This window comes from Bacillota bacterium (assembly GCA_023511455.1).
Taxonomy (GTDB): domain Bacteria; phylum Armatimonadota; class HRBIN16; order HRBIN16; family HRBIN16; genus HRBIN16.
This window is the reverse complement of record JAIMBJ010000001.1, coordinates 215582-229657: the sequence shown is the minus strand read 5'-3', so window position 1 is coordinate 229657 and position 14076 is coordinate 215582. Positions and strand designations below refer to the sequence as shown.

At 59.9% G+C, this 14076-nt stretch carries 13 protein-coding genes; 3 read left to right on the top strand and 10 right to left on the bottom strand.

Going from position 1 to position 14076, the window contains the following annotated elements:
• Positions 1 to 243: 243 nt before the first annotated feature.
• Positions 244 to 1314, top strand: coding sequence for a 3-isopropylmalate dehydrogenase (leuB, locus tag K6U75_00955; protein MCL6473610.1), 1071 nt, complete (start codon positions 244 to 246; stop codon positions 1312 to 1314).
• Positions 1315 to 1325: 11 nt separating this feature from the next.
• On the top strand, positions 1326 to 1664 hold the full coding sequence (locus tag K6U75_00950; protein MCL6473609.1) for a P-II family nitrogen regulator: 339 nt from the start codon (positions 1326 to 1328) through the stop codon (positions 1662 to 1664).
• Positions 1665 to 1668: 4 nt separating this feature from the next.
• Here the strand turns inward: K6U75_00950 and K6U75_00945 are convergent, their stop codons facing one another.
• Genes K6U75_00945 through K6U75_00935 form a run of 3 tightly spaced genes read right to left on the bottom strand, consistent with a single transcriptional unit; the run spans position 1669 to position 3638 of the window.
• Entirely contained in the window at positions 1669 to 1923 is a 255-nt protein-coding gene (locus tag K6U75_00945; protein MCL6473608.1) for a hypothetical protein, read from the bottom strand.
• A 9-nt stretch (positions 1924 to 1932) separates the two neighbouring features.
• Entirely contained in the window at positions 1933 to 2571 is a 639-nt protein-coding gene (locus tag K6U75_00940) for an AEC family transporter (protein ID MCL6473607.1), read from the bottom strand.
• Positions 2568 to 3638 carry a hypothetical protein gene (locus K6U75_00935; protein ID MCL6473606.1) on the bottom strand — a complete coding sequence of 357 codons (1071 nt, stop codon included), beginning with the start codon at positions 3636 to 3638 and terminating at the stop codon, positions 2568 to 2570. Before K6U75_00935 ends, K6U75_00940 begins: the two co-directional genes overlap by 4 nt.
• A gap of 79 nt (positions 3639 to 3717) precedes the next feature.
• On the opposite strand from K6U75_00935, the gene cimA reads away from it, so the two are divergent.
• The gene (gene cimA / locus K6U75_00930) at positions 3718 to 5295 is read left to right on the top strand and encodes a citramalate synthase (protein MCL6473605.1); all 1578 of its coding nucleotides are present in this window, start codon (positions 3718 to 3720) and stop codon (positions 5293 to 5295) included.
• Between the two features lie 65 nt (positions 5296 to 5360).
• Here cimA and K6U75_00925 read toward each other — a convergent pair whose 3' ends face one another.
• From K6U75_00925 to K6U75_00895, 7 genes are read right to left on the bottom strand one after another with little or no spacing between them, the layout of a single operon-like run.
• Positions 5361 to 6206 (bottom strand): sugar phosphate isomerase/epimerase, encoded by an 846-nt coding sequence (locus tag K6U75_00925; protein ID MCL6473604.1) that lies wholly within the window; start codon positions 6204 to 6206, stop codon positions 5361 to 5363.
• Entirely contained in the window at positions 6203 to 7042 is an 840-nt protein-coding gene (locus K6U75_00920) for an NAD(P)-binding domain-containing protein (protein MCL6473603.1), read from the bottom strand. Before K6U75_00920 ends, K6U75_00925 begins: the two co-directional genes overlap by 4 nt.
• Positions 7043 to 7044: 2 nt before the next feature.
• Entirely contained in the window at positions 7045 to 8550 is a 1506-nt protein-coding gene (locus K6U75_00915; protein ID MCL6473602.1) for a hypothetical protein, read from the bottom strand.
• Positions 8551 to 8563: 13 nt separating this feature from the next.
• The gene (locus tag K6U75_00910) at positions 8564 to 9601 is read right to left on the bottom strand and encodes a prohibitin family protein (GenBank protein MCL6473601.1); all 1038 of its coding nucleotides are present in this window, start codon (positions 9599 to 9601) and stop codon (positions 8564 to 8566) included.
• Positions 9602 to 9603: 2 nt separating this feature from the next.
• Positions 9604 to 10536, bottom strand: coding sequence for a prohibitin family protein (locus K6U75_00905; GenBank protein MCL6473600.1), 933 nt, complete (start codon positions 10534 to 10536; stop codon positions 9604 to 9606).
• 28 nt (positions 10537 to 10564) lie between these two features.
• A complete protein-coding gene (locus K6U75_00900; protein ID MCL6473599.1) occupies positions 10565 to 11269 on the bottom strand; it encodes a CPBP family intramembrane metalloprotease in 705 nt (234 codons plus the stop codon).
• A gap of 8 nt (positions 11270 to 11277) precedes the next feature.
• The gene (locus K6U75_00895; protein MCL6473598.1) at positions 11278 to 14055 is read right to left on the bottom strand and encodes a PAS domain S-box protein; all 2778 of its coding nucleotides are present in this window, start codon (positions 14053 to 14055) and stop codon (positions 11278 to 11280) included.
• Positions 14056 to 14076: the final 21 nt, after the last annotated feature.

Below are 14076 nucleotides of genomic sequence, written 5' to 3'. Positions count from 1 at the left end.
GCCGAGGAAGCCGACACGGAGGTTGATATTGGATACCCCGTGCCGCTGGCAGGAGATGTATCCATCCATAATTCCACCCCTGCGTAAGAGAACGCTCACCAATTCCGTGATTCGCGATGACAGCCCGCTGGAGGGCGAGGTTTCTGCCGCGCTGTTTTCGCGTCACCATGAGGCAGAACGCCGACCGAATCTATCTCTTTCCACACCACTTCCGCAACATAAGAACGTCAGGAGGTTTGCCCAGTGCGCAAGAAGATAGCGGTACTGCCCGGCGACGGCATCGGTCCCGAAATCATCTCGCAGGCCATACGCGTGCTTGACCGCATCGCCGAGCGTTACAACATGCATCTGGAATACTACCAAGCCCTCGTGGGAGGCGCAGCCTACGACGCCACCGGACATCCCCTGCCTGCGGAGACATTGGAGCTGTGCAGGCAATCCGACGCGGTACTGTTCGGTGCAGTGGGCGGACCCAAGTGGGATAACCTGCCCCCTGCCCTGCGCCCGGAAGCAGGCGCGTTGCTCCCGTTGCGCAAAGAGCTCGGGTTGTTTGCGAATCTGCGCCCTGCCCTGCTGTTTTCCCCGCTCGCCGGTGCGTCCCCGCTCAAGCCGGAAGTACTGGGCGAAGGGCTGGATATTCTGGTGGTACGCGAACTGACCGGAGGCATCTACTTTGGTCAACCGAAGGAGCGGCGCGATAGGGGGCGCACCGCCGTAGACACCTGTATCTACACCGAAGCGGAGGTGGAACGCATTGCGCATGTTGCCTTCCGCGCGGCACAGGGGCGATGCAAAAAAGTGGCGTCGGTGGACAAGGCGAACGTGCTGGAGACTTCGCGCCTGTGGCGCGAGGTGGTCACGCGCGTTGCCGGGCAGTATCCCGATGTGGAACTGCAACACGTGCTGGTGGACAACGCCGCCATGCAGCTGATACGCAACCCGCGCCAGTTCGACGTGATACTTACCGAGAACATGTTTGGCGATATCCTGAGCGACGAGGCGGCGATGCTCACTGGCAGTCTAGGAATGTTACCCTCCGCCAGCCTCGGCGAGGGCACATTTGGGCTGTACGAGCCGGTACACGGCTCCGCCCCGGACATTGCCGGACAGGGCATTGCCAACCCGCTGGCGACCATCCTTTCCACAGCGATGATGCTGAGATACAGCTTCGGTATGGAGGCAGCAGCGACCGATATTGAAAAGGCAGTGGACGCTGCCCTGCGCGAAGGCTATCGCACCCCCGACATCTGGCAGGAGGGGTGTCGCAAAGTGGGTACAATGGAGATGACCGATGCGGTGCTACAACACCTGTGAGGCGACGGGCGATGAAAAAAGTGGAGTGCATCATCCGACCCATCAAGATCGACGAAGTCAAAGAGGCTTTAGAGGAAATCGGCATCACCGGACTGACGGTGACCGACGTGCGCGGCTATGGACGCCAGCGAGGTCGCACGGAAAAGTATCGGGGCAATACCTATACCATTAACTTTCTGCCCAAGCTGAAGCTGGAGGTGGTCGTGCCGGATGACCGCGCGGAGGAGGTCGTGCAGGTGATTGCCGAAGCCGCACGCACAGGAGAAATCGGCGATGGCAAGATTTTTGTCTCGGAGGTGGAGGAGGTCATCCGCATCCGCACAGGCGAACGAGGCGAATCCGCGCTGTGAGCAGTCAGCGCAAGAGGGTAAGCCATACCGATTGACTCACCGCGCTGAGTAAGGTGGACCCGGTAACGATTTGCGAGGCAAAAGCCTCCTGAGTGCGATACTGTGCGCTGAGGATAAAGACGTTTACCGCTATCGGTAACCCGGCAGTGGCGACCAGTACCGCGCCGACATCCCGGGAAAAGGTGAAGAGAGGTAGCATCGCCAGCGCGAGCAGGGGCGCAATCACCAGACGCAGTGCAACCGGCAGCGAAACAAGCACGACAGACGGTCACCCGATGCCCCTGCCCAGCTGCGTGCCCAGTGTGAGCAGGGCGACGGGAACCAGAGCGTCTGCCATGTAGTCGAGCGGTATCGCCAGAGGCTTCGGCAGCTGGATGGAAAAGGCGTTGAACAGCAGAGCGGCAGCCAGCGCGTAGATGACCGGCAAACGGGCGACAGCGCGGAGGATGTGCACTCTGTGCGGCTGCCCGCTTTCCATCAGCAGCACGCCGAAGGTAAAAGTCATCAGGTTTTGCACAAGCAGCACCACCGTGGCGACGCTCATGTAGCGGTCGCCAAAGGCGAGCAACACAAAAGGAATACCATAGTTGCCGGCGTTGGTTAGCATGGAGGCCAGCAACAGCACCTTGCGATAGGGCTGAAACACGCTGTGCCGGTAGAGCAGCAGAGCGATGAGGAACATCAGTGCACTGTGCATCAGAACAAACAGCGCGATGTCTCCCATCGTCAGCAGACTGAGGTCTGCCTGTAGCATCTTGACGAAGACAAGCGCAGGCACGAAGGCATAGAAGTTGATGCGCGTCAGAGTCGAGATATCCAGTGTGAGGGCGCGTTCTAACAGCGCGCCCACAAGGATAATGAAAAAGATAGGAAAGATGACCTGCCAGAAGATGCCGAAGGCGTTCACGAGCTGCCTCCGGTTATCTCTTTGAGCTTCTGGAAAAAGGCACGCTTATGTTCGTCGTTAATAGACCAATTCACCGGAACGGTCTGGAAACCGCTGAGCTGGGCGAAGTCTCGTTCGCGGGGTTTCACCGTCCAGTCCATACGGCGGTCTCTGTACATACTACCGTAGCCCTGATGGTAGAAGCCCCACGAGGCGTATTCACTCAGCGCGGCTTCGAGGTTATCGAGGTGAACGCTGTCTTCGTTGACCACAATGGGGCGCGGACGTTTGCGGTAGGCGGTGGACTGGCGGATACGCTGGATTTTGCGGCGCAGTTCGTCGGGCATACAGCCGTTGCCGTGCGGCAGGGTGATGTCCTCCGCCTCCAGCCATGCTTCGGTGGGTATCTGGTCACCTCCACCGGTGCTGTTTCCCACCAGCAACCTCCTGCCCCGATAGGTCACGCCTTTGACCATCTCGATCACCCGGTGGATATTGCCCGGCTCCAGAACGGGGAAGTTCCACCACTCGGCGGACTCGTTGGCAACGTCCACCAGAATGTTGCGGTAGCCGGTGGAGAGGAGCCACTCGGTCGTGCGCACCACCACGTCATATACGACTTTCTCGGAAACGAAACGGCGGGCGTGCTTGACATAGAAGTAGTTGACAATGACCACCATACCCGCCTCGTCGGCAGCCTTCAAAACGCGAAGCAGGCGATCGAAGTAAGGCTGTTTGAACTTGCCCTCCGGCGTGAAAGCGGAGTTGATGTAGCGGTCGTACACCTCCGGAGTGTACACCGAACCCCCTCCTTGCAGCCCAACGGTGACCGCCAGCAGTCCATACGAACGGTAAGCCGGCAGCATCTTGCAAAACTCGTCGGTATTGCGGTCAGGGTCCCACACGCCGGTATCGGGATATGCCCACAGCTTGCGTGTCTGTTCGCACTCGTCGTCGAAAATCGCCTGAACCATGCGCGAGTTGAACAGCAAGCCTTCGACAGGCATTCCTTTGTAGGATCTGCCTGCATAGGTGGGGCGTCCGTTAATCAGGAAGCGGTTACCGTCGATAGTGATTTCCGTGTTCATCTTGCACTCACCGTGACAAGCTTCGCTACAGGTTATCCTATCACCTGCAACCGGCATTTCTTATCAGGAGGTCTGATTCATGGAAAAACAGCGCATTGAAATCTACGACACCACCCTGCGCGATGGCTCGCAGGGCGAAGGGGTCAACTTCACTGTGGAGGACAAACTCAAAATCGCGCAAAGGCTGGACGAGTTCGGCATGGACTATATCGAGGGAGGCTGGCCCGCCTCCAACCCGAAAGACACCGAGTTTTTCCAGCGAGCGCGGAAGTTAAAGTTCTCACATGCGAAGCTGGCAGCGTTCGGCAGCACCCGCCGCGCCAAACTCAAAGCGGAAGAGGACGAGAACCTGCAGGCGCTTGTCGCCTGTGAGACGCCTGTCGTCACCATTTTCGGCAAGAGCTGGGATATGCACGTGACTCACGCGCTGAAGGTGTCTTTGCAGGCGAATCTGGAGATGATTTACGACTCGGTGAAGTTCCTGAAGGAGCGTGTTCCGCAGGTCATCTACGACGCGGAGCACTTTTTCGACGGCTACAAACACAACCCCGAGTACGCCATCAAAACGCTTCAGGCGGCACAAGAGGCAGGAGCCGATATGCTGGTGCTGTGCGACACCAACGGCGGAACCCTGCCGCACGAAGTCGCGCAAATCATGGATGAGGTGAAACCACATGTGCACGCGCCGCTGGGCATCCATGCGCACAACGACAGCGAATGCGGTGTCGCGAACAGCCTGATGGCGGTGCTGCACGGCGCGGTGCACGTGCAGGGCACTATTAACGGCTATGGCGAGCGCACTGGCAACGCCAACCTGTGCTCGATCATCCCTGCGCTGGTGCTGAAGATGGGCTACGAGTGCCTGAAACCCGATTCTCTGCGTCACCTCACGGCGCTATCAGGATACATTGATGAAGTGGCGAACATGCCGCACAACCATCGAATGCCTTACGTGGGACGCAGTGCGTTTGCCCACAAGGGGGGTGTACACGTCGATGCGGTGCTGAAGCACGAGCGCACGTACGAACACATCCCGCCAGCAGCTGTCGGTAACGAACGACGCATTCTGGTCTCGGAGCTGGCGGGAGGGGCAACGGTTGCCCACCACGCACAGCGGCTGGGCTTGCAACTGGACAAAAGCACGCCTGAGGTGCGCAGGGTGCTGCAGAAAGTCGCGCAGATGGAGAACGAGGGCTACTCGTTCGAGGCAGCAGAGGCTTCCTTTGAGCTGATGCTGTTGCAGCAGACGGGCAGGTACCGGAAGCTGTTCGAGTTGAAAGGCTTTCGAGTCATCGTCGAGAAGCGAGGAGATAGAGGCGAAGTCGTTACCGAAGCGACCGTCAAAGTGGCGGTAGATGGACGGGAGATGCTCACCGTTGCCGAGGGTAACGGACCCGTCCACGCGCTGGACGGTGCGCTGCGCAAGGCGTTGCTGGAGTTCTACCCCGAGCTGGCGCACATTCGCCTCACCGACTACAAGGTGCGTGTGGTGAACGTGCGTGAGGGCACCGCCGCCAAAGTGCGCGTCATTGTGGAATCAGAGGATGGTGGGCAGACGTGGAGTACGACTGGCGTTTCTACCAACATCATCGAAGCCTCGTGGCACGCGCTGGTGGACAGCATCGAATATGGTCTGCTGATGCTTCGCAACGAGTAAGACGGCTTCCACGCCGGATGGTTTGCTTGGAACGAACCACCAAGACACGCAGGACACAAAGGGCACTAAGGCATACCTAGTGTCTTGGTGTCTTGGTGGTTTGATTCAAATAAGCTGCGCAGATAACGCACGCTCTGTTCAAGCCAGCGGCGCTCCAGAGCGATCGTTGCCTGCAGACTTTCTTGAGGGGGAGTCCACAGCTCGATGATGGCGTTCGCCTCAGGATTTGCCTCACACACACGACGGATAACCTCACGCACGTCCACACTCCCCTCGCCGACAGGCGTGCCCTCCACACGGAAGCCAAGCATGTGGCTTTGCCGACGCGCGCGCACGTCTTTAACATGTAGATTCAGCACGTAAGGGCACAGCGCGTCCATTGCCTCGTTTGGTCCCTGCAGCGTGCCCAAAGAGTTAGCCGTGTCGAAGCAGATGCCTGCCCAATCAGTGCCTGCCTCCTCGATAACTTTCCTCAACACCTGCACGGGAAAGCGGTCGTGGTTTTCTATCGCTATCTTAATCCCCGCGTCAGCAAACAAGGGCTTCAGCTGGCGCAGGTCATCCACCAGCTGCTCTGGCGACGGCTGGTAGTGGGGGGTATCGACCACCACCCGCACGAAAGGGCTGCCGAACCGAACCGCCAGCTGCGCACAACGTTGCAGTCGTTCCCCCTCCAGCCCGCGCGTGCCGATTTCCAGAGTAATCTCCCACTCTTGCGCCTGTGCGTGCAGCCTCTGTAGCCTCGCCTCGTGCAATATGTCCAGAGGCAGGTTGTCGCAGTACTGCACGACCTCTACGCCCAGCTCGTGCGCCAGCACCAGCAGACCTTCGTGCTGTAAGGGCTGTTCTGGCGTCCACTCCCCAATGCCGATGTGCCAGGGAACAGCGTAGCTGCCGATACCGACTTTCATCTCTCCTGCCCTCGCACGATATACAATACCTGTTCCATCACGCTATCGGGGTCAAAAAGCCGTTTCCAGTCGGAGTGAATCAGTCGCTGGCGTCCGTATTCGATGATGCGCTTTGCTCCGTCACTGAACTGTGCATCCACCATGCCGAACACGATAGCCAGAGGGATATTCACATGCCCCATCATGAAATCGCGCGCGGCCTCTTCGGGTACCCCGCGCCGGATGGCTTCGTCCAGCGCCTCGCGGATAATCGTGCAGCAACAGGCAGTTACCGTTTCCGCCATCGCAGGCTCCAGAATCGCCATTTGCTCAACGGTGATGCGGTGTGCCCGTGAAACCGGAGCGAACATCGCACGGGCAATCTGCTCCCCCAGCTGGTAGTCCTGCTCCGTACCATGAGACAGCGCACACACGATGGGTTGCTTCGCTTTGATACCACCGAAGAAGTCGCGCCGCGCTTCGGGGTCAGGGTCATCGTTCCACAGCGGCGGATGGCAGGGATGCGTCACGAACAACGGCACATCGGGGCGGGTGGTCAACACACCGGCGTATGCGGCTGCAGGGTCCAGAACTATCATCAGTGTGCCCGCACGCATCCTCGGTACCAGCTCCGCCGAAACGCTCTCCAGCAGCATATCGGGGATCGCCAGAACCACCACTTCCGCGTGCGCCAGCGCGTCGTCCGCCGGGGTCGGCTGGATACCTCGCTGTCGCAGGTTTGCCAACCCACGTTCGCCGGTTTCGACGTAGTACACGGTATGCTCGGTCTTGCGAAGGTTATCGGTGATGCGGCAGCCCATCTTGCCGCCCGCACCAAACAGCGCAATCTGTGCCATTGTCAAGCCTCCTCTCGAAAGGCAAACGGTGGTATCCCCTCCACCTCCTGCGGAGAGGGGTTCACCACATACACCCGATTTCCCCTTGCCCCGATAAACTGCACCACACGCAGGTCGCCTTCAACGGCGTAACGCACTGTCTGTGGTGAAACCCGCAACCAGTCGCGCAGCAACGCGCCCACCGGCGAACCCTCTTTCAGCACTTGCGACGCCCTGCCCGCGATAACACGATGAAAGCCCCCACTGGCGATGGACGCGATAGCGAGCAGCAGATATGCCGCCGCCAGAGGACTGTCGGCACGAGCGTCCTTCCCCGTAAAGCGCGATTCGAAGCTGAGCGGACCGAGGCAAAGCCCCGCTTCGCCCGCAAACGAGCGCATCGTCGCACCGATGTCGGCAAAGCTTTCCGCATTCTGCAGGATAGACCAGGCGTCAAAGGTGTGCACCTGCGGGCTGGCGGCAGCAGACAGCCATCGGAACGCGTTCGCCGGTGGTCGCGAGCGGTTCAACTCTGCAAAGTTCGCTGATGAGCCATAGCCCAGCTCCCAGCCCAGCGGTTGCCATTCCTGCCGCAGTCGTTGAAACGCCCCTTGCGCGTCCGCCCTCCACCTGTCTGAGACCAGCCACAGGGTAGAGCCCACAGCAGGCGGAGCAAGCGGTTTCAAACGGGCTAACGTATCGAGCGGGAGGCGCAGGTCAACAGCCACGCCCACCTCTGCAGCCAGTGACAGCACATCCGGGGCGTCGGTCGCTACTCTGGAGACCTCCGCTTCTCTGAGAGCGAGCAGGGCATCCATGGTGGGGGTGTCCAGCCAGACCGACAGCGCTGGCATGGTCGCCTCCACTTCGCCCGCAGCAGCCGTTAGCGGCGGCTCGCCTTCACAGCGGATGCGTACCTCCTGCCTCACCCGCTGACCTGCCTGGAGCGTGTAGGGTTTGCCGTCACCCAAACGGTGACAGTAGGTTTTGAACGACGCATCCGACCAGTTGCGCTGGTCTTCCGTTTCGAACACCTCTCCCTCCAGCGCGATGTCCACTGTCACGCCGGAAGGAGCGGCGTATCGCAGTCCCGCCATCTCCATAAAAGGCTGATGTGGGGCAACCAGTGCGGGAAAAGCGGAACGCTCCTCGCTGCCGTCCACATGCCGTACCACCACTTCGGTTCCACACACCGACAGCGGATGCAGCAGGCACAGTCCGGTGCGGCAGGTGTGGAAGGTTTCGGACGGCGTGCCATCGATGCTTATGCGGAAGCCATCGCCGCCGACCTCCACTTCCGTCTTCCAGCGGAACGGCGCGCCCTCTGCTTGAGACGCCCACGAACACCATGCCTCGCCCCATCGCAGGTCGGAGATTGCAACAGGGTACGTGCCCCAGTCTGGTGCGCGCACCGCGCTGTAGATGGCGACCGCAAGCCGTTCGCTACCGTATCGCACCTCACGCACGAAACCCGTTTCTTCTTCCACCAGAAAAGACCATGCACCGTATGCGCAGTGGATGTATCTCATCGAACCCTCCTCCCTACTGTCCGCTTTCCCTCCTTCTCGGCGTGCGCTCGCGCTCTTCCTGCTGGGGAAGCTCCGCACCTGTACTAGAAGGCAGTGCTCCCGCGGGCGCTGGCATGATCATCACTGTGCCGCCCGGCAGAATGCGCACTTCCACATCCTGCGGCAGTTTCTGCACAAACTCCAGCCCCACCACTGCGCTGTTCTGGCGCAACGCCTGCCCACGCAGGCGGATGGCTTCCGCCGTTCCCTTGGCACGCTCCACCTGTGCCTGCGCCTGAATCTCCGCGATGCGCAATTTGTACTGCTGGGTGATGACCGCCTGCTGTGCCACCTGCTTGGCGACGATTGCCCGCTCGAAGTCCGGCGACTCGTAGGCGACGTTGCGCAGTAACACGCGCTCCAGTGTGATGCCTTTCTCTTCCAGCTTGGGCTTCAATTCCGCGTACATCTCGTTCTCTACCTGCTGGCGTTTGCCCACGTAGGGCACGATACCCTGCTGGCTGGCGGCGGTGAGGGTTTCTGGTGCGTTGCTGTAAACCTCCATGATGCCGTAGCGCGCCACCACCAGCCTTACCACGTTGCGGGTCGCCGGACGCACGATGGTGTTCACGTAGTTCGGTCCCACGGTGCGCCACAGGCGGTCTGCCCCTTCACCGCTGATGCGGAACAACACCGTCACGTCGACCTTGACTCTCAGCCCTTCTCTGGTCTGGCAGGTCATCGCGTCATCGGTGCCGGTTGCCTCGTCGCGCACGCTGCTCATGGTGTATTGCTGGGTGCGTACATTGAACAGCTGCACCGTCTGCCAGGGCAGCACCAGGCTCCAGCCCTCGCCCAGCTCCCGCTCCTGAATACCGCCTCCAAACGGGTCAAACTTCACGCCCACGTGTCCGGGCGGCACTTCCACCCACATCTTGCTGAGCAGCAGGATGACCAGCAAACCCACAGCAAAACCTATAACCAGCCGCGAAGGTCGGTACTTCTCCATGCGGAAGCCGACTACCAGCGCGGTTATCACGCACAATAGCAGGAAGAGTATCGTCTCTCGCATGGTTATCGTCCTCCTGGTCGGGGAGATACGGGCAGGTAGTTTGGCGGCAGGTACAGCGCGCGCACGTTCGGGGCAATCTTCTGCACCAGCTCATACTGCACCACTTCGGGGTTTTGTCGCAGCGTTTCGCCCCGCCTCTGGATGGCTTCCGCCTCGCCTTTCGCCTGTGCTACCATGGTTTGCTTCTCGATCTGCGCCCTGCGCAGGTTCTGCTCCTCGGTACGAATCTGCTGTTCTGCTACCTGTTTTTCAGTGATTGCCTGCGCGAACTCCGGATTGGCGAACTCGACGTTGCGCAACAGCACGCTCTCCAGCGCAATGCCTTTCTCGGCAAACGCCTGGCGCATCGCTTCGGTAATCTCCTGCTCTATCTGCTGGCGCTTCGCCCCATACACGTCCACCACCGAGTATTTCGCCACCACCATGCGGATGACGTTACGGGCATAGGGACGCACCAGCACGCGCTGGTAATCCTCGCCCACCTTCTGCCACAGGGCGTGTGCATCTTTCGGGTCGATGTGGAAAAGCACGGTCACGTCCAGATTCAACCCCAGACCCTCGTTCGTCTGGCAGTGGATGGAGTCGTCGCCGATGACCGCCCCTTCGGAACGTATCGCGCTCATGGTGTACTCCTGCGTTTGCACCCGCCACAACTCCGTCTTCCACCAGGGCAACACGAAGTGAAACCCCTCCGGCAATTCGGTCGGCTGAACGCCTCCGCGCAGCGGGTCGTACACCGTCGCCACGTAGGCAGCGGGCACGGTCAGGAAACAGCGATTGGCAAACGCGGCGGCAAAAACGGTCACCCCGATACCCAGTATCAACAGCCCAGGGTTACGCAACACGGTGCGGGGACGTTCTGCGCTGGTATCCACTTTGAGACTTAACAGCAGAAACAGCACCGCTACCAGAACCCCGATAATGACGCCTAACATAGAGACACCTCCGTCATTTGAAAGCAGGTTACCCACGCATCAGCACGAAGATATCCATCGTTGCCGATACCAGTGCATGGCAGACAAAGCCCGGCACGAACGAGCGTGTCCGCACCGCAATGGCCCCCAGCACCACGCCCGCGACAAACGAGCCCGCAACCTCTGGCAATGGCTTGCCGATGTGTAACACCGCAAACGCCAGCGACTGCAGGGCAATCCCCCACCACCCCAACCACCGCCAGCCGATGCTGGTCAGTACACCGCGAAAGAACAGTTCCCAGCACCACAGGTAGAACGTGTAGGTCATCTCGTGGTAAAGCAGAGCGGACAGCGCAGAACGCGCGGGACGATACAGCGGATAGGTCTGCTGGAAATCGGGTTGCGCCGATGCCCACCACAGCAAGGGCAACATCACCAGGTAGCACACCCCGGCCGCCGCCCATCCCCACCGGTTGCCCGCACCCATGTGGTACAGGCTCAGCTTCCCCCCTGCCGACACGAGAATCATCACTGGCAACAGGAGAGCCAGACAGTTGACCAGCAGATACTCCTCGTGAGACCGGTAGACTCGGGACACTGAGGGGTCTATCCAGCCCATAAAAACAAAAGGCTGGTGGTTGTAAGCATACAGCATCGCGATGACGCCCATACACAGGGCAAGCAGTCCGGCATCCCATCGTTTTTCAGCCACCCCGATGGATTCAGACACCTCTGCTCGCCAGAAGTTGCCCATGGATGCCCTTATCGCTTCGCGAGCTGTAACAACGCCGCACGCAGTGTCGCCCGGCGTACCGGTTTTGCCAGCACCATATCCACCTCTGGCGGCTTGTCCTCGCGCAGCTGGTCTCCCCAACCGGTGAGCAGGATAATCGGTACAGATGGAGATATCTCCTTCAACTGGCGTGCCAAACTCAGTCCGTCCAAGTGGGGCATCCCCAGATCGAGAATGACCACATCATAAAGCCCCGGCTCGAATTGAGCCAGCGCACTAGCTGCATCTGACACCGCGGTGACATGGTGTCCGTCCGCTTGCAGCAGGTGCATGATTGCGGTTCTCACTGCTTCGTCGTCGTCCACAGTGAGAATGCGCAGGTTCGAGGAGGACACCGTTTGATGAGGGTCGCCGACCATAGTTTCGCTCTCCGCAGCGATTGGTAGATACACCGTAAAAACCGTCCCTTTGCCGACCTCGCTCTCCACCGTAATTTGTCCTGAATGCCGGGTGATGATTTGATACGACACGCTCAGCCCCAATCCGCTTCCGTGTTCACCTTTGGTGGTGAAGAAGGCATCAAAACAGTGCTCCTTCACTTCGGGAGACATGCCGATACCTGTATCCGCGACTTCCACCACCGCCTTCCCTTCGCGTTCGCCGAGCCGCAGCGTGATGGCACCTCCGGCGGGCATGGCATCGCAGGCATTGATAACCATGTTGGTAAACACTTCGTGAAGCTCGCTCCGGTTGGCTTTGACCACCGGGTCGCCCTCCGCGATGAGACGCACCACGATATTCGCGCCGCGGCGCGCTGCCAGGTCATGCCACACAGGCCTGGTCGATTCTATCACGTCCTCCAGCAGGGCACGCAGCCGCACCCTTTCCCGACGCGTGGGTGGCTGCAGCTTGTAGAACCCCTGCATGCGCTTCACGATCGCCGAGGCATCGTGCGCCAGCTGCGCGATGACTTCTGCCCGCCGCTGCAGCTCCCGGTCATGTTGCAGCGAGGCCTGTAGCAGCTCCGCATTGCCTGAAATGCCCATCAGCAGATTGTTGAAATTGTGCGCTACGCCACTGGCAATCTCGCCCAGTGAACGCAAGCGCATCAGGTGCAGTTGCTGTTGCTCTGCTTGTTTCTGTTCCGTGATGTCCGTTGTCACACCCCGCACCAGCGGGTCACGACCATGTTCGTGTTCTAACGACCAGAGAATGCGGCACCAGTGCCATCTGCCCTGCTTGTCGCGCAGACGCAACTCCACCGGCTGAGGAGGGCTGGAAACATCGGGGTTGATGACCCGCTCGAAGGTCTCTACATCCTCGGGATGTACCACGTACCGGTACATAGCCGGGTTCGCCTGCCACTCCTCGGGAGTATATCCCAGCCACCGCTCCACGTACTCGCTGACGAAGTCCAGCTGGCGTGTTGCCAGGTTCAGCTCCCACACGGTAACCGGCAGATTCTGCACCAGATGGCGAAGCCGTTCCTCCGCCACCTGTCGCTCGTGCATGAGGCGTACATTATCCAGCGCCAGTCCAACATACCGCCCGATGGTCAACAACATGGAAAGTTCGCTTTCGGTAATCGGTTCGCCCGTATCCCTGCGGTCAACTGCCAGCGCGCCCAGCACCTGGGTGCGCCCCCGGATGGGCACCACCGCGTTGCTGAAAGCCCTGAGGTGGTCGCCCAGTATCCGCGTCCACGCCTCACGCTCACGCTCGCTCACATCCCGGAGGGTGTCCTGCGACAGAAAATAGGGTATCCTGCCTGCCAGCACGTCGCGCAGGCGAGAATCACCTTCCTCCAGATTGAGCTCTACCTCCTCCCAACCTACGGTGCGGTGCCTGACGACAGCCTTTTCCACCAATCCGTTCTGCCGACGGAGGTAGATGGCGACGTATTCGAAATCCAGAGTGCAGTTGAGCAGGTCGCACAGTGCCAGAATGACCTCTTCTTCCGTCTGCACCTCGACAAAGCGACTGCTAAACTGAATGAGCGCCTCGAGCTGCTGCGTGCGTTGCTCCAGAAGGTGCTGCGTTTCCACTTCACGGTGAATGTCGTAGGACACGCCACGCGCCGCCACGAGGTTTCCATCATCATCAAAGACAGGTACAATTTTCGCCTCAAGCCAGCGCCACTCGCCGCTGGGTTCCCCAACGCGCAAGCGAAAACGCCAGCTGCTGGGTTGTTGGGTCTGCTTGAACTGCTGCCATATCTCCTGAAACCGTTCGAGGTCATCGGGATGAACTTGCTGGAAAAAGACCGAGCTGTCCTTCAGAAAAAGCTCCGTCTGACAGCCCGTCAACACCCGGGCATAATCGCTGATGAAGGTGAACGCCCTCCGGCGGCGGTCATATTCCCACACCACACCCGGAAGGGTGCCAATCAGGTCGGCAAGCCGTTTCTCCGCCTCCCGCGAACGGTATAACGCACAGGTCAGCGGAGTTTGATCGTAGAGAAGCAGTACTATCGTGCAGCGGGCACCGACCTGCAGACGGGCGACGTGTATGTCGAGAAACCTCCTCTTTTGACCATCCGAACCTGCGACGCCCGTCAGGTGAACTGCCGGAAGGTCTCGTTGACACAGCGTCTCGCACGCTTTTTGAATGGGCACATAGACGTCCGGAGCCAAAACAGCAGACAGTTCAAGCCCCACCAGGTCGGTGGCTGACTTCCGCCCGGTGATACGAGCTGCCGCCGCGTTGGCGTAGACAACCACGTTGTTATCCAGTACCACCAATGCTGTTGTCAGGTGGTCCAGCAGCTCACCGTACTGAACCCAGGGCAGGACTTCGTCATCCGACATGGCTCACTCCCCCACAACGAA